This is a genomic window from Streptomyces sp. 8N706 (genome assembly GCF_052245415.1).
GTDB lineage: Bacteria > Actinomycetota > Actinomycetes > Streptomycetales > Streptomycetaceae > Streptomyces.
In genome coordinates this window covers 1-24,398 of the sequence record NZ_JBQQBW010000060.1, presented here as the reverse complement: position 1 = coordinate 24,398, position 24,398 = coordinate 1, and the positions used below count along the sequence as shown (strand labels likewise).

General features: G+C 72.5%; 22 protein-coding genes and 2 pseudogenes. 10 read left to right on the top strand and 14 right to left on the bottom strand.

Annotated features, from left to right (window positions below):
* Positions 1 to 19 precede the first annotated feature (19 nt).
* The 3 genes from ACTWQE_RS21675 to ACTWQE_RS21665 form a co-directional block, all read right to left on the bottom strand.
* Positions 20 to 595 (bottom strand): hypothetical protein, encoded by a 576-nt coding sequence (locus tag ACTWQE_RS21675; protein WP_443330671.1) that lies wholly within the window; start codon positions 593 to 595, stop codon positions 20 to 22.
* Between the two features lie 157 nt (positions 596 to 752).
* Positions 753 to 932 carry a hypothetical protein gene (locus ACTWQE_RS21670; RefSeq protein WP_443330670.1) on the bottom strand — a complete coding sequence of 60 codons (180 nt, stop codon included), beginning with the start codon at positions 930 to 932 and terminating at the stop codon, positions 753 to 755.
* Positions 933 to 1,055: 123 nt separating this feature from the next.
* Positions 1,056 to 1,826: a bestrophin-like domain gene (locus ACTWQE_RS21665; protein ID WP_443330669.1), complete on the bottom strand. Its 771-nt coding sequence runs from the start codon at positions 1,824 to 1,826 to the stop codon at positions 1,056 to 1,058.
* A gap of 1,513 nt (positions 1,827 to 3,339) precedes the next feature.
* On the opposite strand from ACTWQE_RS21665, the gene ACTWQE_RS21660 reads away from it, so the two are divergent.
* The 3 genes from ACTWQE_RS21660 to ACTWQE_RS21650 are packed head-to-tail and all read left to right on the top strand — an operon-like array spanning position 3,340 to position 6,802.
* Positions 3,340 to 4,152, top strand: coding sequence for an SAM-dependent methyltransferase (locus ACTWQE_RS21660; RefSeq protein ID WP_443330668.1), 813 nt, complete (start codon positions 3,340 to 3,342; stop codon positions 4,150 to 4,152).
* Positions 4,149 to 6,317: a putative bifunctional diguanylate cyclase/phosphodiesterase gene (locus ACTWQE_RS21655; protein WP_443330667.1), complete on the top strand. Its 2,169-nt coding sequence runs from the start codon at positions 4,149 to 4,151 to the stop codon at positions 6,315 to 6,317. The genes ACTWQE_RS21660 and ACTWQE_RS21655 overlap by 4 nt, the downstream gene beginning before the upstream one ends.
* Complete coding sequence (locus ACTWQE_RS21650; protein WP_443330666.1) at positions 6,314 to 6,802, top strand: phosphatase domain-containing protein; 489 nt, start codon at positions 6,314 to 6,316, stop codon at positions 6,800 to 6,802. Before ACTWQE_RS21655 ends, ACTWQE_RS21650 begins: the two co-directional genes overlap by 4 nt.
* 372 nt (positions 6,803 to 7,174) lie before the next feature.
* Here the strand turns inward: ACTWQE_RS21650 and ACTWQE_RS21645 are convergent, their stop codons facing one another.
* Positions 7,175 to 8,200 carry a rod shape-determining protein gene (locus ACTWQE_RS21645; protein WP_443330665.1) on the bottom strand — a complete coding sequence of 342 codons (1,026 nt, stop codon included), beginning with the start codon at positions 8,198 to 8,200 and terminating at the stop codon, positions 7,175 to 7,177.
* Between the two features lie 148 nt (positions 8,201 to 8,348).
* Positions 8,349 to 8,567 (bottom strand): dodecin, encoded by a 219-nt coding sequence (locus ACTWQE_RS21640; protein WP_443330664.1) that lies wholly within the window; start codon positions 8,565 to 8,567, stop codon positions 8,349 to 8,351.
* A gap of 188 nt (positions 8,568 to 8,755) precedes the next feature.
* On the opposite strand from ACTWQE_RS21640, the gene ACTWQE_RS21635 reads away from it, so the two are divergent.
* Genes ACTWQE_RS21635 through ACTWQE_RS21625 form a run of 3 tightly spaced genes read left to right on the top strand, consistent with a single transcriptional unit; the run spans position 8,756 to position 11,180 of the window.
* A complete protein-coding gene (locus tag ACTWQE_RS21635; RefSeq protein ID WP_443330663.1) occupies positions 8,756 to 9,532 on the top strand; it encodes a GNAT family N-acetyltransferase in 777 nt (258 codons plus the stop codon).
* Positions 9,529 to 10,812: a lysophospholipid acyltransferase family protein gene (locus ACTWQE_RS21630; protein ID WP_443330662.1), complete on the top strand. Its 1,284-nt coding sequence runs from the start codon at positions 9,529 to 9,531 to the stop codon at positions 10,810 to 10,812. The genes ACTWQE_RS21635 and ACTWQE_RS21630 overlap by 4 nt, the downstream gene beginning before the upstream one ends.
* On the top strand, positions 10,800 to 11,180 hold the full coding sequence (locus ACTWQE_RS21625) for a DUF427 domain-containing protein (protein ID WP_443330661.1): 381 nt from the start codon (positions 10,800 to 10,802) through the stop codon (positions 11,178 to 11,180). Before ACTWQE_RS21630 ends, ACTWQE_RS21625 begins: the two co-directional genes overlap by 13 nt.
* A gap of 7 nt (positions 11,181 to 11,187) precedes the next feature.
* Here the strand turns inward: ACTWQE_RS21625 and egtD are convergent, their stop codons facing one another.
* The 7 genes from egtD to ACTWQE_RS21590 all read right to left on the bottom strand — a co-directional run bounded on the left by egtD (position 11,188) and on the right by ACTWQE_RS21590 (position 19,106).
* The gene (egtD, locus tag ACTWQE_RS21620; RefSeq protein ID WP_443330660.1) at positions 11,188 to 12,153 is read right to left on the bottom strand and encodes an L-histidine N(alpha)-methyltransferase; all 966 of its coding nucleotides are present in this window, start codon (positions 12,151 to 12,153) and stop codon (positions 11,188 to 11,190) included.
* On the bottom strand, positions 12,150 to 13,034 hold the full coding sequence (gene egtC / locus ACTWQE_RS21615; protein WP_443330659.1) for an ergothioneine biosynthesis protein EgtC: 885 nt from the start codon (positions 13,032 to 13,034) through the stop codon (positions 12,150 to 12,152). Before egtC ends, egtD begins: the two co-directional genes overlap by 4 nt.
* Positions 13,035 to 13,101: 67 nt before the next feature.
* On the bottom strand, positions 13,102 to 14,445 hold the full coding sequence (gene egtB, locus ACTWQE_RS21610) for an ergothioneine biosynthesis protein EgtB (protein WP_443330658.1): 1,344 nt from the start codon (positions 14,443 to 14,445) through the stop codon (positions 13,102 to 13,104).
* Positions 14,442 to 15,728, bottom strand: coding sequence for an ergothioneine biosynthesis glutamate--cysteine ligase EgtA (egtA, locus tag ACTWQE_RS21605; protein WP_443330657.1), 1,287 nt, complete (start codon positions 15,726 to 15,728; stop codon positions 14,442 to 14,444). The genes egtB and egtA overlap by 4 nt, the downstream gene beginning before the upstream one ends.
* 275 nt (positions 15,729 to 16,003) lie before the next feature.
* Positions 16,004 to 17,044, bottom strand: a complete 1,041-nt coding sequence (locus tag ACTWQE_RS21600; RefSeq protein ID WP_443330656.1) for an LLM class flavin-dependent oxidoreductase — start codon at positions 17,042 to 17,044, stop codon at positions 16,004 to 16,006.
* Between the two features lie 62 nt (positions 17,045 to 17,106).
* On the bottom strand, positions 17,107 to 18,618 hold the full coding sequence (locus tag ACTWQE_RS21595; RefSeq protein ID WP_443330655.1) for an amidase: 1,512 nt from the start codon (positions 18,616 to 18,618) through the stop codon (positions 17,107 to 17,109).
* 104 nt (positions 18,619 to 18,722) lie between these two features.
* A complete protein-coding gene (locus tag ACTWQE_RS21590) occupies positions 18,723 to 19,106 on the bottom strand; it encodes a VOC family protein (protein ID WP_443330654.1) in 384 nt (127 codons plus the stop codon).
* Positions 19,107 to 19,294: 188 nt separating this feature from the next.
* On the opposite strand from ACTWQE_RS21590, the pseudogene ACTWQE_RS21585 reads away from it, so the two are divergent.
* The 3 genes and pseudogenes from ACTWQE_RS21585 to ACTWQE_RS21575 form a co-directional block, all read left to right on the top strand.
* A pseudogene (locus ACTWQE_RS21585) lies at positions 19,295 to 19,423 on the top strand (SDR family oxidoreductase); the annotation flags it as partial.
* A gap of 154 nt (positions 19,424 to 19,577) precedes the next feature.
* A pseudogene (locus ACTWQE_RS21580) lies at positions 19,578 to 19,691 on the top strand (TetR family transcriptional regulator); the annotation flags it as partial.
* A 142-nt stretch (positions 19,692 to 19,833) separates the two neighbouring features.
* Complete coding sequence (locus tag ACTWQE_RS21575; RefSeq protein ID WP_443330653.1) at positions 19,834 to 20,991, top strand: acetyl-CoA C-acetyltransferase; 1,158 nt, start codon at positions 19,834 to 19,836, stop codon at positions 20,989 to 20,991.
* 231 nt (positions 20,992 to 21,222) lie between these two features.
* Here ACTWQE_RS21575 and glpK read toward each other — a convergent pair whose 3' ends face one another.
* Together glpK and ACTWQE_RS21565 are read right to left on the bottom strand one after the other, a co-directional pair.
* The gene (gene glpK / locus ACTWQE_RS21570; RefSeq protein ID WP_443330652.1) at positions 21,223 to 22,737 is read right to left on the bottom strand and encodes a glycerol kinase GlpK; all 1,515 of its coding nucleotides are present in this window, start codon (positions 22,735 to 22,737) and stop codon (positions 21,223 to 21,225) included.
* Between the two features lie 66 nt (positions 22,738 to 22,803).
* On the bottom strand, positions 22,804 to 23,568 hold the full coding sequence (locus tag ACTWQE_RS21565; RefSeq protein ID WP_443330651.1) for an IclR family transcriptional regulator: 765 nt from the start codon (positions 23,566 to 23,568) through the stop codon (positions 22,804 to 22,806).
* A gap of 179 nt (positions 23,569 to 23,747) precedes the next feature.
* On the opposite strand from ACTWQE_RS21565, the gene ACTWQE_RS21560 reads away from it, so the two are divergent.
* Positions 23,748 to 24,173 (top strand): ATP-binding protein, encoded by a 426-nt coding sequence (locus ACTWQE_RS21560; protein WP_443330650.1) that lies wholly within the window; start codon positions 23,748 to 23,750, stop codon positions 24,171 to 24,173.
* Positions 24,174 to 24,398: the final 225 nt, after the last annotated feature.

Here is a 24,398-nt window from a genome sequence, read left to right as displayed (position 1 = left end):
CGCCGCCCTCCCGCCGGTGTCAGCCCCGGCCACGCCGCGCACGTCCACGGTGCAGCAGCACGGCGCCGGAGACGGCGGCGGCCACGAGCGCGGCGCCCATGCCCGCTTCGCGGGCGTCGACCGCGGCGCTGCCGCCCAGGCCCGCCTGCGTGGCGCCCCGGGGGTGGTCGGGCCGGTGGCCCGCGACGACTCGTAGGGTGCCGGTGAACGGGCCCCGGACCGTCCCGCTGTCGTCGTGACACATCAGGGAGACCGTGTACGACCCGGGCTCGGTGTGCAGGGGCACCGTGCTCGCGCCCCCCACCCGGTCACGCAGCGGGGTGAGCCGGACGCTGGGGACCTTCGCGGGGGCATCGCCGTCCCGGAAGGTGACCAGCCCCCGGGAACCGCCGCAGTTGCCCCCGTCGAACACGGAGATCAGGCTGCCCGCCGGAGCCGGGTTCGGCTCGATGACCACCGGCTGCCCTCTCGAGGGGCCTGACGAGCCCGAGGGGCCCGAGGGATCTGTAGGAGCTGAGGGATGGGCGGGGCCCGCTGTGCCCAGGCCGACGGCCGCGGCCAGGGCTCCACCGGCGAGGAGGTGGCGTGGGCGCATGGCGGGCTCCCCATGGCGCGGTCACGGAGACGGTTCCGTGAAGTCGGCAGGGGCCGCGCCTCATGACGAGCGAACAGGTGCCGGGGCGAGGCTGCCCGCTGGTGGGGGCCGAGCGGGTGACCGTGGTCTCCCGCCACCGACGCCGTGTCACTCCCCGTCAGCCCGCCGCGACATCGGCCGTGAGCCCGACGGCGTCGTCCTCCCGTGCCGTACCACCGCGGGTGCCCTGTGGGCCCGTTTCCCGGGGCGTTGCCCTCCCGGGCTCTGCGGCGGGCTCGCCGTCGGCCTCGGGGGTGTCCACGGGGGCGCCCGCGGTCCGCAGCATGTCGACGGTCATCCGGATCCCGCCCGCGTCGCCGCTGCCCCGACGCCCTTGGGGCTCCGGACTCGTCCCGACACCCTTGTCCTCCGAGCACCTCCCCGCGGCATTGCCCTCCGGGTGGTCCGCCCCGACGCCGTGTCACCTTCCCTTGACCGCCCCGGGGAAGAGATCCAGGAAGGGACTGGCCGCGTCCGCGGTCCCCCGGCCCAGTGGTGCGTCGAAGTACCAGATCAGGAAGAGCAGGAACGCGATGAGCGCGCTGAACAGACCGGCCAGCAGCAGCTCGCGCCCGGAGCGGCGGATCTGCAGAACGAAGATCATCCCGATGGTCACCAGCGCACCGGTGATGAGGCCGAACCACACCACCCCCGGCATGGTCGCGCCCGCGTTCGACGCCCGTGCGCCCCGCGCGTCGTCGGCGGCGGCCACCTGGTCGACCATGGGCTGGTAGGCCTGGCTCTCCAGTTCGGTGCGCGGGACACGGCCGGATACATCGTGCCGGACCCGGGCGATCAGGGCGGTACCGCGGTCGGTGAGCGCGCCGTGCTCGGCCATGTACGGCCACTCCCGGGTGACCACATGTCCCACGTACGCGTCGATGTCCTGACGGATCCGGTGGCGGACGGCCGCCGGATACACCCCGGCGCGGGCGCTCACCTCGTGCAGCGCCTGGGCTTCGGTCCGCACTCCGTCCGCTGCCGCGCCCCGGGCCTCCCAGACGCCCGCGATGGCCAGTCCGAGCACGATCGCGTAGACCACGCCGATCATCATCGTCATGTACTCGAGGACATCCGGGGTTGCCGAAGGGTCGTCGTCATCCCTGACGCGGCGCTGGTTGAGCAGCACGATCGTGAGTACGACGGTGCACGCGGCGGCCATCGCGAAGGTCAGCACCAGCCATCCGGGCATGAGGTCCTCCGTAGGTCGGGTCGGCCGGGTCGGGACAGCGGGTCCGAAAGGGGAGCGGGTCGGGGAAGCGGGTGGGAAAGCCCGTCATGAACGGCGGGAGCGCGGTCGCAGCGCGGCCGCGGCCAGTACGGCGGGTGCGGTGATCAGCAGGGTGAAGACGACCACCGAGGATCCGTCCTCCGGCTTCTCCCGGGCGGGCTTGCGGTAGGGCCGCGCCAGCAGGGCGACCGGTGAAGGCTCCGGCGAGGACGAGGCCTTGGGCGACGGGGCAGGCGGGCTCGGCGGCCTCGGTGCGGGCCTTGGTGGGGGCGTCGGGTCAGGCGGCGGGGGCGGCGACGGCGGTGCCGGGCGAGCCGGGGGAGATGGCGCGGCGGGGCGGGGTGCCGGCGGCTTCGGTGCGGGCGGTTCGGGGCGCGGAGCCGGGGGCGCTGCCGGTGGCGCCTTGGGACAGGTGATCCTGGCGACCGCGCCGCCGGGACCGGCGGACGCGACCAGGTGGTGCACGGACCCGGGGCAGATCTCCACTTCGGCGACGGAGTGCCCCGCGGACGCGGTGACCCGTACCTTGGGTCCCGTCCAGGCGGGGGGCGTCGCCCGGCGGGCAGCCGCCCGAGGGCCCGTCGCCCCAGGCCCCCTCGCCGCAGGGCTCCTCGCCCGTACTCCGGGGACGCCCCAGGCAGGCATGGTGATGTGCGGGGTGGGCTTCTCCCAGGCGGCCGCGGGCCGTTCGAAACTCCCCACGAACCCCACAGCCCCCGCCACCCCGAGGCCTGCGCCGGCGACAACGACTCCGGCTCGATGCCATGCGACGTTCACGCCGGAGATCCTGTGTCGCTCCCACGCCTTTCAGCCACGATGCGCGGGAGATTCCCTCCGTCGGATGGATCTACGGCGCGCCGTGTTTGGTACGCGTCCCAACGCGTACTGCCGTCGGCGCGGCATCGCCCTGCCGCATTCACGACGCGTACCGGCGAAGTCGCCTGTTACCTCGGGAAATGCGGGGCTCCGGCAGAGCGCGAAGGCGGCCCCTTTCCCGCCTCGTCCATACCCGGGAAGCCTTCGAGTGGATCAATCCGCCAGGGAAGAGGCCGGTCTGGGAGGCCGGACGACTTCCTGGAATGGTTTAATGATCGACCACTTCGGTGGCGGGACTTCAGCATCGGGGCCCGGCATAACAGTTGGACGTGGAATCCGCGCCCGGGAAGGCGTACCACCTGGGCATCCGGCCCCTCGAACGAAACACGCGCAGCGGCATTGCCCGCCACCGGTCGGTCCAAGTGCCGGGCCCTGGCGAGGCGTTGGAACTCCGTTAAGGCGGAGGACTGTCGCACGCCCCCTGCGCGCGGGGCGCAATACCACATTCGCGCCCGGCGCACATGCCTGTGGTCTGTGACAAGAACGGACCGAAGATTTCCGTTTGAGGTTCCCCTGTTCACGGGCGGTCAGTAGCCTCAGCTCAGACACCGGCATGAACATGGCCGGACCAACCATGCTGACGAGCTGGAGACCATTGATGGAGCGCCCCTCCTGGGCCCCCCAGGGCATCGACCTTTCCGTGCCGAGCGTATCCCGGATCTACGACTACTACCTGGGCGGCTCACACAACTTCGAGGTCGACCGGGAAGCCGCCCGAAAAGCAATCGAGATCATGCCGGGCCTTCCCAAGATCATGCAAGCGAACCGGGCATTCATGCGCCGCGCCGTACGGTACGCGGTGGACTCCGGCATCACTCAGTTCCTCGACATCGGCTCCGGCATACCCACCTTCGGCAATGTCCACGAAGTGGCTCAGACGGCCAGCCCCGGTGCGCGGGTCGTCTACGTCGACAACGACCCGGTCGCCGTGGCCCACAGCCGGGCCGTACTGGAGGGCAACGCCCACGCGGGCATCGCCGCGGCCGATCTGCGCAAGCCGCGGAGCATCCTGGAGAGCCCCCAAGTGAGCCAACTCCTGGATCTCGACCGGCCGGTGGGGCTGCTGCTGATCGCCGTGCTGCACTTCATGGTCGAGGAGGAGGACCCCTGGGGCGCGGTCGCCGAACTGCGGGACGCCCTCGCCCCCGGCAGCGTCCTGGTGCTGACCCATGCGTCGACCGAAGGCGGCCCCACCTCCTCCGACCAGGGGGACCGGGTGGAAGAGCTGTACCGGAAGGCGAGTGCACCGTTGATCATGCGATCCCGTGCCGGGATCGAGCGGTTCTTCGACGGCTTCGAACTGGTCGACCCCGGTCTGGCCGCCATGCCCAACTGGCGTCCGGACAGCCCGCCCGAGCACGAGGACCCGGTCGTCTTCACCGGTTTCGCCGGCGTAGGACGCAAGGCGTGACCAGACCCCCCGGGGTAGCCGGGAACCGGGAAGGAGACGGCCCGCAGGACGGGCCGGAGGGCCGGCTGCGGCGGTTCGCGAGAATATGGAGCCGCGCCATATATCCGGCCACCGCGACGTCGATGACACGCGCGGAGTTCGAGGAGTATCTGGTCCCGCTGGCCCGCACCCTCAGTGAGGCGCTCCAAGCGCGGCCGTTCGACCCCAGCCCCGCGCTCGCGGTCGGGTCCGCGCTGGTCGACGCCCACTGCACCGACCCCAGTGCCCTGCCCCACTCCCTCGGCGTCGTCGACTCGTATCTGGTGCTGTACTGCTGCTCGGCCGACGACCCGATGCCGACCGAGGAGAGCCGCGCCCGCTCTGTGAGGCTCCAGCACTCCATGGCGGCCGGCTTCGCGCGGGCGTTGCGGGAGCGCACGCTCGGCGAGCAGGAGGCGATGTCGCGGGCGGCGCTGAGGGCGCAGGCCGAAACCGAGAAGGCCCTGCACGCCAGCGAGGCCAGGTTCCGGGCCGTCTTCGAGGGCGCCTCGGTCGGCATCGGGATCTCGGACATGGACGGGAACATCCTCGATGTCAACACGTCGCTCACCAAGATGTTCGGAGGGCTGGAGCACCATGTGCGCAGCCGTCGGGTCACCGACTGGGGCCACCCGGAGGACACACCCGGGGTGTGGAACCTCCAGCGGGAGGTGGCCCGGGGCGAACGCGACCATTACCGCGTCGACAAGCCGTACTACCGCAACGACGGCACCGTGCTGTGGACCAACCTCACCGTCTCGCTGCTGCGGGACCGCGCGGGCGAGCCCCAGTACATGATGGCGCTGATGGAGGACGTCACCGAACGACGGCTGCTCCACGAGCAGTTGCGGTACGAGGCCACCCATGACGCGCTCACGGGGCTGCCCAATCGCACGCTGTTCTTCGAGCGTCTGGAGGCGGCGCTCGGCGGAGCGGCCCGCTTCGGTCTGTGCTACCTCGATCTGGACGGGTTCAAGTGCGTCAACGACAGCCTGGGGCACGCCGTCGGCGACCAGCTGCTGGTGGCCGTCTCCGACCGGCTGCAGACCTGCCTGACCTCTCCGGACCAGCTGATCGCCAGGATCGGCGGTGACGAGTTCGTCGCCCTCATCGTCGACCCGGAGACGCAGGAGGACGTGACCGCCCTCGCGCGCCGCATTCTGGACGCACTCGCCGAACCGGTACGGCTGGACGGCCGCGAGCTGCCCGTCCGCGGCAGCATCGGCATCGTCGACGGGCCCACGGGGGAACTGGGCTCTGCCGAGGTGCTGCGCAGCGCCGACATCACGATGTACCGGGCGAAGGCGGCGGGCGGCAACCGCTACGAACTGGCCGATCCCGAGGCCGAGGTCGTGGCCATCACCCGGCACGGTCTGACCACCAGCCTCCCGATGGCCCTGGAGCGGGGCGAGTTCTTCATCGAGTACCAGCCGCTCGTCCGGCTCAGCGACGGTGCCGTGCACGGCGCTGAGGCATTGGTGCGCTGGTGCCATCCCCGGCGCGGGGTCCTCGGCCCCGACCAGTTCATCCCGCTGGCGGAGCACACCGGGCTGATCGTGCCGCTCGGCCGCTGGGTGCTGGAGGAGGCCGTACGCCAGGCCCGTGACTGGCAGTTCGGGCGGAGCGAGGGCCCGTTGCGGGTCAATGTCAACCTCTCGCCGTTCCAGCTGCGCCACCCGGGCCTGGTCCGCGACACGGTGGACGTCCTCAAGGACGCCGGGCTCGAACCCAGCGGGCTGTGCCTGGAGGTGACCGAGAGCGCGCTGATCGGAGCGGACGAGTCACTGCTGAGACCGTTGCGGCAACTCGCCGACCTGGGCGTCGACATCGCCCTGGACGACTTCGGCACCGGTTACTCCAACCTCTCCAACCTGCGCCGTATGCCGGTCAGTACGCTCAAGCTCGACCGCTCCTTCACCCGGGGCATGCAGCAGGACCCGGCCGATCCGGTCGACATCAAGATCGTGGAGGGCGTCGTCTCCCTCGCCCACACCCTCGACCTCGCGGTTACGGTGGAGGGCGTGGAGACCGGAACCCAGGCCGAGCATCTGCGGATCCTCGGCTGCGACACCGCCCAGGGCTGGTACTACGCCCGCCCCGGGCCCCCGGAGCGGCTGCACGCGCTGTCCCTGGTGGATGCCTCATGAGCGATGAGGAGCGGCCGCTCGCCGTCTTCGACCTGGACGGGACGCTGGCCGACACCGCTCACCGCCAGCACTTCCTGGAGCGCCGTCCGCGCGACTGGGCCGCCTTCTTCGCCGCGGCTCCGCAGGACCCGCCGCTGGCCGAGGGCGTGGCGCTGGCACGGGACAGTGCGCGCGCGTGCGAAGTGGTGTACGTGACGGGCCGGCCCGAGCGCTGTCGCCGCGACAGCCTGGACTGGCTCGCCGGTCACGGGCTGCCGGACGGCAGGCTGCTGATGCGACGCGACAGCGACCGGCGTCCGGCCCGGTTCGTGAAGCCCGAAATCCTGCGCAGGCTGGCGCGGGACCGGGAGATCCGGATGTTCGTGGACGACGACCAACTCGTCTGCGAGGCCTGCGAACAGGCCGGGTTCGCGGTGGTACGGGCCCGTTGGGCGACGGTGTCGGCCGCGCTGCGGGATGCGCAGGAGCGCGAAGGCAAGACCTGAGGTTCGCCGTCCTGGCCTTCGCCGTCCTGGCTACGCCCTTCCCGTGAACCGTGCCGGGGGCGGGGTGCGGATCACGCGCCCCGCCCCCGGTGTCACGGTGGTGTCAGCGTTCACCGGCGACGAGGAGCCGCCCGTACCGCCGCGGGCCCGGCGCTGCGGCTCGGCCCGAAGGACTGTCCGGCTCGTCTTCTCCGGCGCCCGGCCACTCCGTACGCGGCGGGCCGGAGACCGGACAGGGCGCGGGCGCGCGGCTGGACACCCTGGCCGATGACGGGATGTGTCCGGTCCCAGCTCCTTCGCGAGAGCCTCGGCGAACTTCGCGAGGCCCGGCCCGATCCGCCGGTACGGCCCCGGGCCCGGCGGTGCCGCGGGTCAACCCGCCAGCGGGTCCATGTGCAACGGCCGCACCTTGCCCTCCAGCATGGCGCCCAGGCCCCGTACCGCGCAGGTGTCGGGCCGCTCGGCGGTGTTGGCCGGCATGCCCGTCGCCTGGCTGAGCATCGTGTCGAGCCCCGGCAGCAGCGCGCTGCCCCCGGCGAGCATGATGCCGCGGTCGGACAGATCGGCGACCAGATCCGGCGGGCAGCGCCGGAGCACCGAGCGGATCCCGTCGAGCACACCCGTCAACGGGGTGCCGATGGCCCGCCGTACGCCCTCGGTGTCCACGACGACCGAGCGGGCGAGTCCGGTCGTGACGTCCCTGCCGTGCACCTCCGTGCTGTCCGAACCGTCCGGCGAGCCCAGGACGAGGTGCAGGGGCCGCACCGCCGGGCTCGGCAGCATCAACTCGTGTTCGTTCCGCAGGTGTTCGACCACCGCGTGGTCGATGGAGTTGCCGCCGACGGGGATGGTCTCCGCGGCCACGACCGAGCCCAGCGAGAGAACCGCGACCTGGGTGGTGGCCGCGCCGCACACCACGATCATCGTGGCCTCGGGCTGTTCGACGGGCAGCCCGCACCCGACGGCCGCGCAGATGAGGGTGTCGACCAGCTCCACCCGCCGGGCCCCGAGCGCCGTGAGCGTCTCCACGGCGGCGCGCTGGGTGAGCGGCTCGCTGTCGTGCGGGGTGCAGGCAGCGATCCGCAGGGTGGGCTTGCGCCGCCACGCCTTGCGGAGCTTGCCGCCGATGAGATGACGGAGCATCCGCTGCGCCATGTCGATGTCCACCACGGTGCCACCGGAGATCGGGCGCACCACCCGGATGTGGTCGGGGGTGCGGCCCGTCATCCGCTCGGCCAACTCGCCGACGGCGAGCAGCGCGCCGCTGCGCGTGTTCACCGCGGCCACACTCGGCTCGTCGACCACCAGACCGGTGTCCTTGACGTACACCCTCGTCCTCGCCGCGCCGAGGTCGACGGCGACCGTGCAACGGCGCAACTGCTCCAGGCTTACGGGCACGGGAGTCCTCCCCATGAGGAACGTGGCGAACGGCGGGGTCCGCCGCCACTCCCTTCACATCTTGCCCGTTTTGACCCTTATATGCCCGTTCTGTTGCGCCGCCCGCGGGACGGAGACCCCGATCGGACGCATACCTCCCGGGGACTTCTCAGTCATCGTCGCCCTCCAGGCGGAAGCCGACCTTCAGCCCCACCTGGAAGTGCTCGATCTCGCCATTCGCAAGGTTTCCCCGCACCTGGACCACCTCGAACCAGTCCAGATTGCGCAGGGTCTGCGAGGCGCGCTGGATCCCATTACGAATGGCGGCATCGACTCCCTCGTGCGATGATCCGACGATTTCGGTCACCCGGTAGGTGTGTTCGGTCATGGCGGTCTCCCTGCTGACAGGCGGCCCCCCACCCTCCGTACCCACCGTGCCCCAGCCCGGGGCGAGGCGCGAGGTGGAGACGGTCCCGGGCCCCGCACCAGGCCGGGAAGCCCAGCATTCAGCCGCCGCACACCCGCGCTCCCCGAAACGGCTACGTCGCGGCCAGCCCGCGCGGCCAAGAAGGAGGCATGACGACTTCGCCGCCGCTTGCCCCCGCCCCCGGCACCACCGCCACCCGCCCCCGGTACTCGGTCTCCCTCGCCCGTGACGAGCAGGACGTCAGGGCGGCGCAACGCCTGCGCTACGAGGTGTTCGCCGGGGAGATGGGGGCGCTGCTCGCCTCCACCGAACCCGGTCTGGACGTCGACTCCTTCGACGCCTACTGCGACCACCTGCTCGTCCGGGAGGACGACACGGGCACCGTCGTCGGTACGTACCGGCTGATGCCGCCCGACCGCGCCGCCGTCGCCGGCCGGCTCTACGCCGAGGGCGAGTTCGACCTCAGCAACCACGCCGCCCTCCGCCACGACCTCGTGGAGGTCGGCCGCTCCTGCGTCCACCCCGATCACCGTGACGGCGCCGTCATCTCCCTGATGTGGGCCGGAATCGCCGGCTATCTGACTGAGCGGGGCCACAATTGGCTCGCCGGCTGCTGCTCGATCCCGCTGGCCGACGGCGGGGCACTCGCGGCAGGCGTCTGGGACACCGTGTCCGCCAAGCATCTCTCGCCCGAGGAGTACCGCGTCGAGCCGCACCTGCCCTGGCACCCCCAGGGCGTCGCCCCCACCGGCCGTACCCCGCTCCCACCGCTGCTGCGCGGCTATGTGCGCCTGGGCGCCTGGGTGTGCGGGGAGCCCGCCCTCGACCCGGACTTCGGAGTGGCCGACCTCTACGTGCTGCTCTCCCTCAAGCGCATCGACCCGCGCTATCTCCGCCACTTCCTCTCGCTCGCCCCGGCCACATGAGCGTCTGGCTGCCCAGCGCGCCGTGCACGCCCCCGGCCTGCCTCACCGACCCCGTGGCGACGGTGGCGGGGCCGTGCCGGGCGGCCCGGTATCTCGCGGGCCTCGGCGTCCTGCTCTGCGGAATCGTGCTGGCACCCCTGGTCGGCCGGTGCGCCCCGGCACGACGGGACCGGCTGACCGCCCGCTGGTCGCGCGCCCTGGTCGCGGCCTTCGGCGTACGCGTACGCATCAGCGGGGGAGACGGGGCGCGCACGGCCGCCGGGGCCCTCGTCGTCGCCAACCATGTCTCCTGGCTGGACATCCCGCTGATCGCCGCCGCCCGGCCGGGCCGGATGCTGGCCAAGAGCGAGATCGGACACTATCCGGTGCTGGGCCGAGTGGCCGCCCGCGGAGGCACGCTGTTCGTGGAACGCGACCGGTTGCGGGCCCTGCCGGCGACCGTCGCGGGGATGGCCGCCCTGCTGCGCTCGGGCTCCACCGTGGTGGCCTTCCCCGAGGGCAGCACCTGGTGCGGCCGGGAACACGGCCGTTTCCGGCATGCCGTGTTCCAGGCCGCCATCGACGCCTCGGCGCCCGTCCAGCCGGCCGTCGTCCGCTACCGCCTCCGGGACGCGCGACCGACGGCCGTACCGGCCTTCGTCGGCGAGGACACGCTGCTCGCCTCACTGCGCCGGGTGGCCGCGGCCCGCGGGCTGGTGGCCGAGCTGGTCCTGCTCCCGCGGATACCCGCCGGTGCGTATCCCGACCGGCGCGCCCTCGCCCGCGCCGCCGAGGCGGCGATATCGGGCCACGGCGCGGCTACGGCAGCTACGGGAGAGGCCTGGGACGTCCCCAGCGGCCCGCACGCCCACGGCGTGCAGGCACAGGGGATCCCCGCACGCGCCCCCGCACACAGCGTGCACGCCCACGGCGGCGGGGCGCCGGGCGATGACGGCCACGGCGTTCGCGCGTACGGAGACGGAGCCCCGGGCGGTCACGGGCATGGTGATCGCTCCCGTGCTGACGGTGCCCACGGCGATGGCGCGCACAGCGATGGTGCACAGGGCGCCGGTGCCCACGGCGTTCGCGGGTACCGCGAGGGCGCCGACGGCACACCCGGTGATCACGCGCAGGGCGATCACTCCGCCCCGGTGCTGCCGGGGCCGGCCCATCCGGTGGCCTCGGGCGGAATCACCTGCCGCCGCCCGCTGTTGTCCGGAGTACGGCCCGACAGCGCACGGCCGCCGGAGCCCCTGCGGAGTGACGGGCCGAAGAGAAGGAGCATCCCGTGCCGCATCTGAAGCACACCGTTGAAGCGGTCCCCGGCTCGCAGCACGTCCGGGTCGAGATCGACGGCCAGGTCGTGGCCGAGTCCAGCCGCCCGGTGCTGGTGTACGAGACCGGCCTGCCCGTCCGCTATTACCTTCCCGCGGAGGACGTGGCCACGGACCGGCTCGAACCGACCTCCTCGCACACCCACTGCCCGTACAAGGGCGACGCCTCCTACTGGTCCTACCGGGACGGCACCGGCCGGGTCCAGGCCGATGTGGTGTGGGCCTACCCGGACCCGCTGCCCGAAGTCGCCATGATCAAGGATCATCTGTCCTTCTACGACACCGTCGCGGACATCGTCGTCGACGGGGTGCAGCAGGCCGGACCCGGCAGGTAGCCGCGGCTCAGTCCTCGGGGAAGGCCAGCGACAGGGCGAAGCGGCCCGCGGCGTCGGTCCACCAGTGGCGCAGGGCCAGGCCCGCGGCCGCCAGTTCGGCCCGTACGGTCCGCTGCCGGAACTTGGCGGAGACCTCCGTCCGCATCTCCTCGCCCGCGGCGAAGGAGACCGCCAGGTCCAGGGCCGGGATCTTGGCGGTCAGAGTGGTACGGGCGCGCAGCCGCATCTCGATCCACTCGTGCTCGGCGTCCCAGACCGCGACGTGGTCGAAGTCGTCGGCGTCGAAGTCGGCCCCCAACTCCCGGTCGAGGACGGCGAGTACGTTCTTGTTGAAGGCCGCGGTGACCCCGGCCGAGTCGTCGTAGGCGGCGACCAGCGTGGCCTCGTCCTTGACCAGGTCGGTGCCGAGCAGCAGTGCGTCGCCGGGGGAGAGCAGCTCCCGTACGGAGCCGAGGAAGGCCGCGCGCTCGGCGGGGAGCAGATTGCCCAGCGTTCCGCCGAGGAAGGCCACCAGCCGCGGCCCCGGGCTCTCGGGGAGTTCGAGGCCGTTCTGGAAGTCGGCGACCACGGCGTGCACGGTGAGTCCGGGGTGGTCGGCGAGGAGCGCACGGCCCGCCTGGGTGAGCGCCGACTCGCTGACGTCCACGGGCACATACGTCCGCAGACCGGTGAGCGCGTCGAGAAGGTGCCGGGTCTTGTCGGAGGATCCGGAGCCGAGTTCCACGAGGGTGCGGGCACCGGTGGCGGCGGCGATGTCCGGGGCCCGCTCGACCAGGATCTCCCGCTCGGCGCGGGTCGGGTAGTACTCGGGAAGCCGCGTGATCTCTTCGAACAGCTCGCTGCCGCGCGCGTCGTAGAACCACTTCGGCGGCAGCTGTTTGGGGTCGGAGGTCAGCCCGTGCAGGACGTCGGACCGCAGGGCGGCGGCGGTGGCGTCGACGGGCAGGGTGCGGGTGACGGCGAACGTGCTCACGTGCTGGGCTCCTTGAGGGGTGTCAGGAGGACATCGCTGCGGGTGGCGGTGAGAAGGGTGCGGTCGGGGACCTCGGTCCACCGGGCATCGTCGTCATACGGCTCGGAGGCGACCGTGACGGCACGCCGGTCCGTGACGGCGCTCCGGTCCGCAACGGCGCTGCGGTCCGTGACGGCGCTGCGGTCCGTGACGGCGCTGCGGTCCGTGACGGCGCTGCGGTCGGTCTCGGCGCTCCGGTCGGTGACGCCGCTCCGGTCCGTGTCGGCGAGATACCAGAGCGTGTCGCCCCAGGCGGTGGCGGCGACCGACACGCCGTCGGTGAGGAGGAGATTGAGCCGCGAGCCCGGGGCGGCCGCGGCGAGGAGGGCCGTGGCGTCGGCGAGCGCCTGCCCCGGCTCGTCGCCGCCGCGCAGCCGGTGCCGGACGAGCGCCCACACGAGCGCCGAGTCGCAGCGGGCCTCCAGCTCCAGCAGCTCCACGGCGGGCAGGGTGGCCGCGAGCGGCGCGGCGGAGCGGGGCCAGTCCGTGAGGGCACCGTTGTGGCTGAACAGCCACGGCCCGGAGGCGAACGGCGCGGCCGCCGCCTCGCCGTCCGCCCCCGCCTCGGTGGCGTCCCGTACGGCGGCGAGCAGGGCGGTGGTGCGGACGACCCGGGCGAGGTCGGCGAAGGACGGATCGGCCCAGATGGGACCGGCCCGGCGGTAGCGCGCGGGCACCGGGTCGCCCGGGGCGTACCAGCCGACCCCGAAACCGTCGGCGTTGACGGTGCCGTACCGCTGGCGGCGCGGTGCCCACGACTGCTGGAACAGGCCGTGTTCCGGCTGCACGAGGAGTTCGCCGATCGCCGTCTCCCGCCCGAGGTAAGCGATATGACGGCACATCAGCGCAACCTCCCACGCCGGCCCCGCACCGGCGTGCACGGCTGCCCGTGGGCCGGGGTGTCCGTCATCACGCAGCCTCCGGAGCCGCGTCGCGGGCCGTTCGGAAGCCGGAGAAGATCTGCCGGCGGACCGGGTGGTCCCAGTTGCGGAACGTGCCGCGGCAGGCGACCGTGCCGACGGCGAAGCAGCCCCCGCGCAGCACCTTGTACGAGCTGCCGAAGAAGACCTGCGAGTACTCGCGGTACGGGAAGGCGGCGAAGCCCGGGTACGGCAGGAAATCGCCGGCCGTCCACTCCCAGACATCGCCCATCAACTGCCGTACGCCAAGCGGTGACGCGCCCTCGGGGTAGCTGCCCACCGGCGCGGGCTGGAGATGGCGCTGGCCGAGGTTGGCGCGTTCCGGCGAGGGGTCGGCGTCGCCCCACGGGTACCGCCGTGAGCGTCCGGTGGCCGGGTCGTGGCGGGCCGCCTTCTCCCACTCCGCCTCGGTGGGCAGCCGGCGTCCGGCCCAGCGGGCGTAGGCGTCGGCCTCGTACCAGCTGACATGCAGCACCGGCTCCTCGGCGGGTACGGGTTCGACGACGCCGAACCGGCGCCGCAGCCAGGCGTTGCCCTCGCGCCGCCAGAACAGCGGTGCGGCCAGGGCGTGTTCGCGGATGTACGCCCAGCCCTCCGGGGCCCACCAGCGCGGGTCGTCGTAGCCGCCGTCCTCGATGAAGCGGACGTAGGCGCCGTTGCTGACGGGGACCGTGTCGATGAAGAAGCCCGGCACATCGCGGGTGTGCCCGGGCCGCTCGTTGTCCAGTGCCCACGGCTCGGTGGACGTGCCCATGGTGAACGGCCCGCCCGGGACCAGGACTTCGGCCGGCAGGGCGGCCGCGTCGGCCGGAGCGGGGGGCGGCGGGGGAGCGCTGAGGGCCGCCGGGCCGCGCCGCAGCTGATGGGTGATGAGCATCGTCTCGTCGTGCTGCTGCTCGTGCTGGGCGATCATCCCGAACGCGAAGCCGGAGTCGACGAGCGGGCTGCCGTGCAGCGGTGTGCTCTCCAGGACGTCCAGCACCCGGGCGCGTACGTCGGCGACATAGCCACGGGCCTCGTCGGGCGGCAGCAGGGGCAGGGAGGGGCGCTCGACGCGCGGATGTTCGAAGGCGTCGTAGACCTTGTCGATGTCGGGCCGCAGTGCCTCACGGCCGCCCACGGCCCGCAGCAGCCACAGCTCCTCCTGGTTGCCTATGTGCGCCAGGTCCCAGACCAGGGGCGACATCAGAGGGGAGTGCTGGGCGAGGAGGTCGGGGTCGTCGACACAGCTGGTGAGGGTGGCGGTGCGCTCCCGGGCGGAGAGGAGGGCGTCGACGGCGCGCTGCCGGAGCGCTGGGGCATCGTCTCCGGTGGCGGGTCCGGTGGCAGTCATGATCGGCTTTCCTTCCCTGGAGGGGGGTCGAGCATGTCGTCGGCGGGACATCGTCCGCGGGCGACATAGCGGTCCGTGAAGTCGGCCACGGCGGCCTGGAGCGCGTCGGAGGCACCGAGGCGGGCCAGGGCGCCCTGCGCCGCCGTGAAGCAGGCGACGGCCGCGGCGTGGAGTTCGGGGTCGGTGAGGGCGTCCCGTGCGGCGGCTCGCCACAGCGGGTTGCGGGGCGCCGGTTCGGAGCCCGCGGTCTCGGCGAGGGGTTTGACGGCGCGGTAGACGGTCTCGGAGGCCTCCGGATCGTCGAAGAGGGCGGCCGTCACGGCCAGCGGGACGCGCCAGCCGTCGTCCCCGGGCTGGGCGTCGATCATGCGCAGCTCCAGATGGCCGCGCGGACGTACGGGCGGGAAGAGGGTGGTGATGTGGTACTCGAGGTCCTCGAGCGCGGGTGGCCGCGGGAGCCCGCAGACGGCCCCGTCGCGGATCCACTGCCGGAAGGTGATCCCCGCGGGGACGGTCCAGGGACCGTCGTCGCAGCGTACGCACATCACCGGGGCGTCGAGCACATAGCGGGCCCAGGCGGTCCGCGGGGGCGAGCCGTCGGCCGGGGCCAGGGAGCGGCCCGGATCGATCCGGGCCCATACGGCCTGCCGGGTGGACCGCCAGCCGGACGGCCGTCCCCGGCGCAGCGGGGAGTTCGCGAACGCCGCCACCAGGACGGCGCCGAGCAGGTGGGCCAGTCGCCACCGGCGCGCGTAGCCCAGCGGGCCCGGCTCCTCATGCCCGGCGTCCAGGCACACCTGGACGGAGGCGGAGGAGCACATCATGGAACGTCCGGCCGGGCCGCCGCGGTCGAAGTACGCCTCCATGGCGTTGTACCGCGGGTCGGCGAGGAACCGCCGGGGCGGGTGCCGCGGGTCGTGGCCGCAGCCCATCAGTGCGAGTCCGTGTGCGCTCAGCGAGGCCCGGACGAGCGCGAGGTCCGCGTCGGCCTGCTCCACGCACTCGGTGAGGGAACCGGCCGGGGGAGGGCTGAGCTCGAGCTGGCCGCCGGGCTCGAAGGTGAGCGGTGACCGCAGCGGCAGAGCGCGCACCTCGGCGACCGCGGCGGCGTGCCGGTCGGGTTCGACGGGACGGGACGGATCATGAAGATCACGGACGAGCCATTCCAGTTCCACACCGAGCCGCCGGGGCGGCCCGGTCTTGAAACAGATGCCCTGGACGTACGCCTCGGCGACCGCCTCCGTCAGGGTGCTGGCGTGGCTCTTCCTCGGTTCGTGAAGCACGGCCGGAATACCTCCCGTCGAAGGGTCCTTCCGCACCCCGGCCGTTCCGGGCCGAGTTGCTGCGTTCCACCTAAGCCACTGCGGGACGCACCCTTCAAGGGTGCCGTCGGCAATCCGGATACCGGACAGCCGCCCTGGCCGGAGGTCAGGCAGGGGCGGTCAGCTCCGTGCCTTCCGGCAGCCTCCCCCGAGCCGCGGCTTCCCGCAAATGGGCCGACCCGGTCGTGGCCCGCCGCGGTCTCACCATCCGCGCCCGGCCTCGCGGACCACAGCCCTCAGTAAGCGCCATCGTCGCCCGGCGCACCGCTGCCGGGCAGGTCCACGGCGCGGGCCAGCCGCCGGTACGAGTCGAGCTCCCGCCCGCGGTCGTACGTACTCGTGGTGACCAGTACCTCGTCGGCCGCGCTCCGGGCCAGCAGTTTCTCCAGCGACTCGGCCACGTGCGCCTCGGTGCCGTGGATATGGCCGCGCTGAGCCTTCTGGAAGCGGGTGCGCTCACGTTCGGTCATCGACAGCCGCGCAATGTCCTCGGCGGGCATCAGAGGCGGGAACGCGCCATGGGTGCGCGACCAGGCGCTGGACCACGCCTCGGGAAGCAGCAGCTGTCGCGCCTCCTCGGCGGTCTCCGCGACGGCGACGGTGCCCGACACGACGACATACGGCTGCGCCGACCACGCCGAGGGGCGGAAGCGCTCCCGGTACCGGTCGATCGCCCGCAGCATCTCCTCCTGGCCCCGTACGGCCGCGATCACCAGCGGCAGCCCGAACGCCGCCGCATGGTCAGCTCCCGCACCCGTGGCCAGGACGAAGGCGGGTACCCTCAGCCCTTCCGCGGGCCGGGCGTGCACCTGAGGGTGAGCGGTCTGCTCCCCGGTGAAGTAGCCGAGCAGCTCCGCGAGCCGCGCCGCGAAGTTCTCGGCGTCCTCCTTGCCCCGGCCCAGGGCTCGCCGTATGCCGTCGGTGAAACCGACGGACCGGCCCAGACCCATGTCGATACGGCCGGGGAAGAGCGCCTCCAGGACCCCGAACTGCTCGGCGACCACGAGCGGCTGGTGGTTCGGCAGCATCACACCGCCCGTACCGACCCGGATACGCGACGTCGCCGCGGCGACGGCGGCCGCGAGCACGGTCGGCGCCGAGCCCGCCACCCCGGGCACGCTGTGGTGCTCCGACACCCAGAAGCGGTGATAGCCCAGGGCCTCGGCCTGCCGCGCGAACCGTACGGTGTCACGCAACGTCTGCGACGGCTCCTGTCCCCGCCGGGTCCGGGAGCGGTCCAGGACGGAGAACCGGGTGGTCTTCAGTACGGAGGTCACCTCTGCGTCAACGCCGCGCAGCCTCCAGGATTCCCCCATCCCGTAGCGTCGCCCGGGCCGCGCTACGGCACCAGCCGGTCCTCCATGTCGTCGAGGCTCGGCCACTGCTCGTACCACCGCTGGTCCGCCTCCAGTTGGGCGGCGAGCGAGATGAGCAGTGGTTCGCTGTCCGCCGGACCCAGCAGCTGTGCACCCAACGGCAGACCACCCGCGGCGTGGTGTCCGGCACCCGGCGCCGGGGCGGTACCCGGTGCTGCGGGGGCACCCGGCGCCGGGGCGGGCGCCGGGGCGGGCGCCGGTGCGAAGCCCGCGGGGACGCTGATCCCGGGCCAGCCGAGGACGTTCCACGGCCAGGCGTACGGGCATGCGCCGATCATCGCCCGGTCGGTGCGCCACCCCGACAGCGGCAGCATCGCGCCGATTAGCGGCGGCGGGGTGGCCGTGGTGGGGGTGAGGACGACGTCGAAGCGGTGAAAGATCTCGCCCACGCGCGCGTGGAGCCGGGCCTCGGCGTACCGGGCCAGGCGCAGCGGACCACCGCCCATCAGCCGTCCGAGCCGCGCCGCGCTGCGCGTGCGGGGGTCCAGCAGCGCCTGGTCGGGGACGCGTGCGCACCACTCCCGTACGCCCGCCGTCGCGCGCGGTACGAACGTCAGCCCCACCGGCCCGTAGCGCGGATCAGCCTCGATGACCTCGTGCCCGAGCGCGGCCAGCCGCTCGGCCACGCCCATGACCGCCGAACGGACCGCCGGGTGCAGTGGCTTGGGCGTCCCGGTGAAGGCGGGGCGCAGGGACAGGGCGATCCGCAGTCTCCCCGGCTCGCTCCGGGCCGCGGGCAGCATCGCCACCGCCGACGGCCGGTGACGGTCCCCGGGGTGGCTGCCGCTCGCCGCGTCCAGGAGCAGCGCGGCGTCCGCGACCGTACGGGCCAGGGTGCCGATCCCGGTGATGCCGTTGAACGCCTCGGCGTCCGGCCAGGTGGAGATCCGGCCCCGCTGCGGCTTGATGCCGACCAGATGGGTCCAGGCCGCGGGGATGCGCACCGAGCCCGCGCCGTCCGAACCCAGCGCTCCCGGGACCAGCCCGGCGGCGACGGCCGCCGCGGCTCCGCCGGAGGACCCGCCGGGCGTGTGGCCGAGATGCCAGGGGTTGCGGGTCTCACCGAACGCGGGCCCCTCGGTGAACGGCCACTGGCCCAGCTCGGGGGTGTTGGTCTTGCCGACGATGACGGCGCCGGCCTGCCGCAGACGTCGTACGGCCTCCCCGTCCTCGGTCTTCAGCGGGAACTCACCGGGGCACCCGAAGGCCGTCGGCTCGCCGGCCACGTCCATGTCGTCCTTGACCGCGACCGGCACACCCAGCAGCGGAGCACGCTCGCCGGCCGCCAACTTCCGGTCCGCCGCCTCGGCTTCGGCGAGTGCGGCCTCGACGCGGATCCGGCGGAAGGCGTTGAGCGTGGGCTGCGCGGCCTCGATACGGGCGAGGGAGCGCTCCACCAGCGCGCGGGAGGTCACCTCGCCCTCCGCGAGCGCTCGGGCTTGTTCCACCAGACCGTGGGACAGGGATCGGGACACCGGGCCACACCTCGTCTCCGCTGCAGAACCGTTCGAACGAACAGTAGCGCGGGAGCGGCTCCCGGGTGCTGCTCCCGACCCCTGGAAAGGCCGGGAAGCAGCGGTCAGGCGGCGCTCTCGTCGGGCTGGAGCATGCCGAGGATGTTGCCTTCGGTGTCCCGGCAGTAGGCGAGCCACCCGATCGTCGGAACGGCCATTTTCGGTGTGGCGATCCGACCGCCGTGCCGTTCGACCGAGGCGATCGACGCGTCGAGGGCCTCCACCCCCACGGTCACCACGAACGATGACACGGGTGTGTCGTCCGAGGGCGCAGCGCCCTGACGCGGCATCAGGCCACCGTCGATGCCGGGGCTCTCGTCGCCGGTCCGGACGATCCAGTACGGCTGGTCGCCCCACTGGTCGATGGACCAGCCGAAGACCGAGGTGTAGAAGGTGCGGGCGCGCTCGACGTCATCGGCGTGGATCTCGAAGTGCACGGGGCGGGGCATGGCGGCTGCCTTTCCGGACGCGGGTCACCCAGGGGTGCGAAGGCGACTCCAGACAGTAGCCATCGCGCTCCGGTGACGGGGTGCGGCTCGCCGCTGGAGGCGGTGGGGAGCGCCCGGCCGTACGGCTCGGCGCGTCCGTCGAGCAGCGGGGCGGGCGGGCCGGTCGTTGACGAACCGTCAGGTGCACACGGCGGGCCTTCGGCCGCTGGGCCGAGCCCTGGGAGGTCGCCCATGTCGTCGTCTTCCTGGCCAGCGGCTACTTCTCCTACGTGACCGGGGACGGGGAGACGGTGCCGGTCAGCAGCCGGCACGTGTAAGACGACAATGAAGGTGTGCCGAAGAGCGGCGGGCCGCGCAGCGGCGAGAAGAGGACCACGCACAGCACTCGCAGCGGCGAGAAGAGGGCGATGCCGGGTGCGGAAGGAAGGCCACCGGCGAGAGGAAGACCACCCGGGCGAGAGGAAGACCACGGTGAACGCCTCACCGGAGCGGCGACGGCAGCTCCTGGCCACCGCGGCCGAGGTGTTCGCCTCCCAGGGCTGCGACGCCACCACCCTCCGCAGGATCGCGGACGAGGCGGGGATACGTCGATGGCGCTGGACGGCATCGCCGTGCGGGACTGACGGGGCGGCCCGTAGCGACCGGACCGGCCCGGAGCGACCCGGACCGACAGGGAGAGTGACCCGAACGACAGGGACAGCAGCCCTCCGAGGAAGGAGCAGCAGCCATGGCCGAGGCCTACATCGTCGAAGCCGTACGGACGCCGGTCGGCAGGCGGGGAGGCGGGCTGTCCGCCGTACACCCGGCCGACCTCGGCGCGCATGTGCTCACGGCGCTGATGCAGCGTACGGGGGTGGACCCGGCCGCCGTCGAGGACGTCGTCTTCGGCTGCCTGGACACGGTCGGCCCGCAGGCCGGGGACGTCGCACGCACCTGCTGGCTGGCGGCGGGGCTCCCCGAGGAGGTGCCGGGCGTGACCGTCGACCGTCAGTGCGGCTCCTCCCAGCAGGCCCTGCACTTCGCCGCCCAGGGGGTGCTCTCGGGCACCCAGGACCTGGTGGTCGCTGGGGGTGTGCAGAACATGTCGCAGATCCCCGTCGCGTACGCGAGCCGCCGGGCCACCGAGCCGCTGGGCCTGACCGAGGGGCCGTTCGCGGGCTCCGAAGGCTGGCGCGCCCGCTACGGAGACCGGCCGGTCAGCCAGTTCCATGGCGCAGAGCTGATCGCCGACAAGTGGAACATCTCGCGCCGGGACATGGAGGAGTACGCGCTGCGCTCCCACCAACGGGCGGTACGCGCCATCGACGAGGGCCGATTCGACCGTGAGCTGGTGCCGTACCGGGGCGTGACGGCGGACGAGGGCCCGCGGCGCGACACCACGCTGGAGAAGATGGCGGGCCTGCCTCCGCTGACCGAGGGCGGACGGCTGACGGCCGCGCTCTCCTCGCAGGTCTCCGACGGCGCGTCCGCGCTGCTGATCGCCAGTGAGCGGGCCGTACGGGAGCACGGCCTTCACCCCCGCGCCCGCGTCCACCACCTCTCCGTACGTGGTGAGGACCCCGTCCGGATGCTCTCCGCACCGATCCCCGCGACGGCGTTCGCGCTCAAGAAGACCGGGCTGTCGCTCGACGACATCGATCTGGTGGAGATCAACGAGGCGTTCGCCTCCGTGGTCCTGGCCTGGCTGAAGGAGACCGGTGCCGACGCGGAGCGGACCAATGTCAACGGCGGCGCGATCGCCCTCGGTCACCCACTGGGCGCCACCGGCACGAGGCTGATGACGACGCTGCTGCACGAACTGGAGCGCACCGGCGGCCGGTTCGGTCTCCAGACCATGTGCGAGGGCGGCGGCCAGGCGAACGTCACGATCATCGAACGCCTCTGACGGCGGTGGTGCCGTCGCGCGTCGACCGCCCGGTTCGCTCGGAGTCCTCGCCCCTTCCCGGCGTCGTGGCCGTCGGCCGTCGGCCGTCGGGCGAGAGCGGGCCGGGAGCGTGGCTTTCGAGCCGGGGAGGATTGCCCCGAGACGCTCATGGGCCGCCTTCCACTCGCCGTAGTTGGCTGGAGTGACACTCACCGACGGGATCTCGCCGAACGACAGGCCCGGGCTGCGGCCCTAGGAGGACCTCGGCGGCCTGACCCACCCGAGCGCCCTCTCGACGGCCCGCTTCCAGTTGTCGTACTCCGACTCCCGCCGCCCGGGGTCCATGTCCGGCAGCCACTGGGCGGCCCGGTGCCAGTTGTGACGCAGGACCTGAAGGTCCGGCCAGTAGCCGACGGCGAGCCCGGCGGCGTAGGCGGCGCCCAGCGAGACGGTCTCGGCGACCATGGGCCGCACCACGGGCACATCCAGGACGTCGGCCAGGAACTGCATGAGCAGGTTGTCGGCCGTCATCCCGCCGTCCACCTTGAGCGCCTTCAGGGCGAGCGGGGAGTCGGCGTTCATCGCGTCGACGACCTCCCGGGTCTGCCAGCCGGTGGCTTCCAGGACGGCTCGGGCCAGGTGTCCCTTGGTGATGTAGGAGGTGAGGCCGACGATGACACCGCGTGCGTCGCTGCGCCAATGGGGCGCGTACAGACCGGAGAACGCCGGAACGATGTAGCAGCCGCCGTTGTCCTCGACGCTGCGCGCGAGGGTCTCGATCTCGGGGGCGCTGCTGATCAGGCCCAGTCGGTCGCGAAACCACTGGACCAGCGCGCCGGTCACGGCGATCGGGCCTTCCAGCGCGTAGACCGCAGGCTGGTCGTCGATCTTGTAGGCGACCGTGGTGAGCAGTCCGTGCCGGGACCGCACGGGGCTGGTGCCGGTGTTGAGCAGCAGGAAGCTGCCGGTCCCGTAGGTGCACTTCGCCTCGCCCGGTGCGAAGCAGGTCTGTCCGAAGAGTGCCGCCTGCTGGTCGCCGAGAGCGGCGGTGATACGGACGCCCGGGAGGACCGCGCGTGCGGCGCCGTAGTCCTCGGCCGAGGGCCGGATCTCCGGGAGCATCGCCTGGGGGATCCCGAAGAATGCCAGCAGCTCCTCGTCCCAGGTGAGGGTGCGGATGTTCATCAGCATGGTCCGGCTGGCATTGGTGACGTCCGTGATGTGCAGGCCACCGGCCGGGCCGCCGGTGAGATTCCAGATCAGCCAGCTCTCCATGGTGCCGAAGAGCACCTCGCCGGCCTCGGCGCGCCGCTCCAGCCCTGTGACATGGTCGAACAGCCAGCGGATCCGCGGTGCGGAGAAGTACGTCGCGAGGGGCAGGCAGCAGCGTTCGAGAAAGAACTCGTCCCCCGTGCCGCTTCTCAGGTCCTCGACGAACGGGGAGGTACGGGTGTCCTGCCAGACGATGGCCCTGCCCAGCGGGGTGCCCGTCCTCCGGTCCCAGAGCACTGTCGTCTCGCGCTGGTTGGCGATGCCGACAGCGGCTACCTCGTCGGCGCCGACACCGGCTCCGGACAGCGCCTGCGGAACCACGCGCTGGAGATTGCGCCAGATCTCGACGGCGTCGTGCTCGACCCAGCCCGGCCGCGGGAAGTGCTGCTGGTGCTCCCGCTGAGCGACCGACACCAGCCGGCCACCGTGATCGAACAGGATGCATCGGGTGGAGTTGGTGCCCTGGTCGATGGACATCACGTACCGTTCAACCATGATCAGGTCTGCCTTCCGATGCGTTCGAGGAGGGCTTCCGCGGGGCTTCGAGGGGGGCGGGGAGAGTCACCAGCGCGCCGCCCCCAGGTCTCTGGAGACCGCCCGTGCCGCATCGCGGACCAGGGTGACCAGGGCGGGCCGGGGCCGGCCCTGGGTGTCGCAGATCCGCTCGACCGCGCCGGACACGCCGATGGCGCCCACCACGAGGCCGCCGTGCCCGCGGATCGGCGCGGCTACACCGGCATCTCCCATGATCATTTCCTGTACCGAGGCAGCCCATCCGATCTCCTGGATCTCGGTGAGCGCCTGGGCCAGATCCTCCGGTGTGGCCAGGGTGTGCCGGGTGTAGGTTTCCAGCCCGGCGTCCAGCAGGGGCTCCACGGGCGTGGTCCCGAAGGCCAGCAGGACCTTGCCGAGCGAGGAGGCGTGCAACGGCAGCAGCGCGCCCACGTCCAGGGTCTGCAGGGTGTCGTCCGGCCGGAAGACATGGTGGACAATGAGCACCTTGCCCTCCAGCGGCGTGCCCAGGCGCACCGCCTCCCCGCTGCGGGCGGCCAGCGCGTCGGCCCAGTTGATGGAGCGGGACCGCAGCTCGTTGACGTCGAGGTAGCTGGTGCCCAGGTGGAGCAGCGCCGCCCCGAGCTGGTATTTTCCGGTCGACGCGTCCTGCTCCACGAAGTCCACATGCTGCAGAGTGCGCAGGATGCCATGGGTGGTGCCCTTCGCCAGCCCCAGCGCAGCGGCCACCTCGCCCAGCCCGAGCCGGCGTGGGCCCCCCGCGAGCAGACGCAGGATCGCTGCTGCCCGTTCGATGGACTGGATGGGGCCCATACAGGGATCGTAATCCCGTCATTACCGGTCTGCGTTTCGAATGTTTTCCAGTTCGTTCGCCGCTGGACACCGGCGTTCGGTAATGCCGACCTCTGTTCATTGACCCGCCCGGGACTGTTCCCTAGCGTCTCACAACAGGCCCTATGTCCACCCCGGCAGGGCTTCCCGGAGGAGGGCGCATGGCGGTACAGCTCGGCATGAGGCGTGAGGAGGAATCCGAACATGTCTGTCCGCTGCCTCATGCCCCGGGGGGCGTCTCGACCGTACGCCGGCGTATGCGTGCTGTCCTGGCCGACTGGAAGGTGTCCCCGGACGTCGTCGACGACGCGCTCCTGGTGATCTCGGAGCTGCTCACCAACGCGGTCGTCCACGCACTGCCCCCGGCCTCGCTCCGGCTGTCGTGGACCCGCGTCGACAGGCGCACCGCCCTGCGCATCGAGGTCACCGACGCGGGGCCGGTGGATGCTGCCGCGCGGCCGGTCGTCGGGTTCGACCCGGACGAGCACGGCCGCGGCATCGGTATCGTCACCGCTCTCTCGGCCCGGTACGGCATGCGCGTCCACTCCGGTGGTGTCACCCGGTGGGCGGACCTCCCCGCGGCGTAGGACAGCGGACCCGGCCGGAAACGCTGCCGCGGAGGTCGGCCCGCGGTCGGTAGCTGTCCGATGCCGGCGCCCAGGCAGTGGCGGCCACCGCCGCGACGACCGATACCTCGCACGGCTTGGATGGCCGCGAACGCGTCGTAGCGGCCGCGGTGCGGGCCGAGCAGCGCGCATGTCCCGGGGCGCGCCGGTCGGCGGGGCCTCGGCCTTGCGGTGCAGGCCGACGGC

Coding starts and splice junctions, on each gene's coding strand:
- ACTWQE_RS21675 (WP_443330671.1), bottom strand. CDS start 595: ATGCGCCCACGCCACCTCCTCGCCGGTGGAGCCCTGGCCGCGGCCGTC.
- ACTWQE_RS21650 (WP_443330666.1), top strand. CDS start 6,314: ATGAGCGATGAGGAGCGGCCGCTCGCCGTCTTCGACCTGGACGGGACG.
- ACTWQE_RS21565 (WP_443330651.1), bottom strand. CDS start 23,568: ATGGGCCCCATCCAGTCCATCGAACGGGCAGCAGCGATCCTGCGTCTG.
- ACTWQE_RS21560 (WP_443330650.1), top strand. CDS start 23,748: ATGGCGGTACAGCTCGGCATGAGGCGTGAGGAGGAATCCGAACATGTC.
- glpK (WP_443330652.1), bottom strand. CDS start 22,737: ATGGTTGAACGGTACGTGATGTCCATCGACCAGGGCACCAACTCCACC.
- ACTWQE_RS21575 (WP_443330653.1), top strand. CDS start 19,834: ATGGCCGAGGCCTACATCGTCGAAGCCGTACGGACGCCGGTCGGCAGG.
- egtC (WP_443330659.1), bottom strand. CDS start 13,034: ATGTGCCGTCATATCGCTTACCTCGGGCGGGAGACGGCGATCGGCGAA.
- ACTWQE_RS21640 (WP_443330664.1), bottom strand. CDS start 8,567: ATGACCGAACACACCTACCGGGTGACCGAAATCGTCGGATCATCGCAC.
- ACTWQE_RS21665 (WP_443330669.1), bottom strand. CDS start 1,826: ATGCCCGGATGGCTGGTGCTGACCTTCGCGATGGCCGCCGCGTGCACC.
- ACTWQE_RS21590 (WP_443330654.1), bottom strand. CDS start 19,106: ATGCCCCGCCCCGTGCACTTCGAGATCCACGCCGATGACGTCGAGCGC.
- ACTWQE_RS21630 (WP_443330662.1), top strand. CDS start 9,529: ATGAGCGTCTGGCTGCCCAGCGCGCCGTGCACGCCCCCGGCCTGCCTC.
- egtB (WP_443330658.1), bottom strand. CDS start 14,445: ATGACTGCCACCGGACCCGCCACCGGAGACGATGCCCCAGCGCTCCGG.
- ACTWQE_RS21635 (WP_443330663.1), top strand. CDS start 8,756: ATGACGACTTCGCCGCCGCTTGCCCCCGCCCCCGGCACCACCGCCACC.
- ACTWQE_RS21670 (WP_443330670.1), bottom strand. CDS start 932: ATGACCGTCGACATGCTGCGGACCGCGGGCGCCCCCGTGGACACCCCC.
- ACTWQE_RS21660 (WP_443330668.1), top strand. CDS start 3,340: ATGGAGCGCCCCTCCTGGGCCCCCCAGGGCATCGACCTTTCCGTGCCG.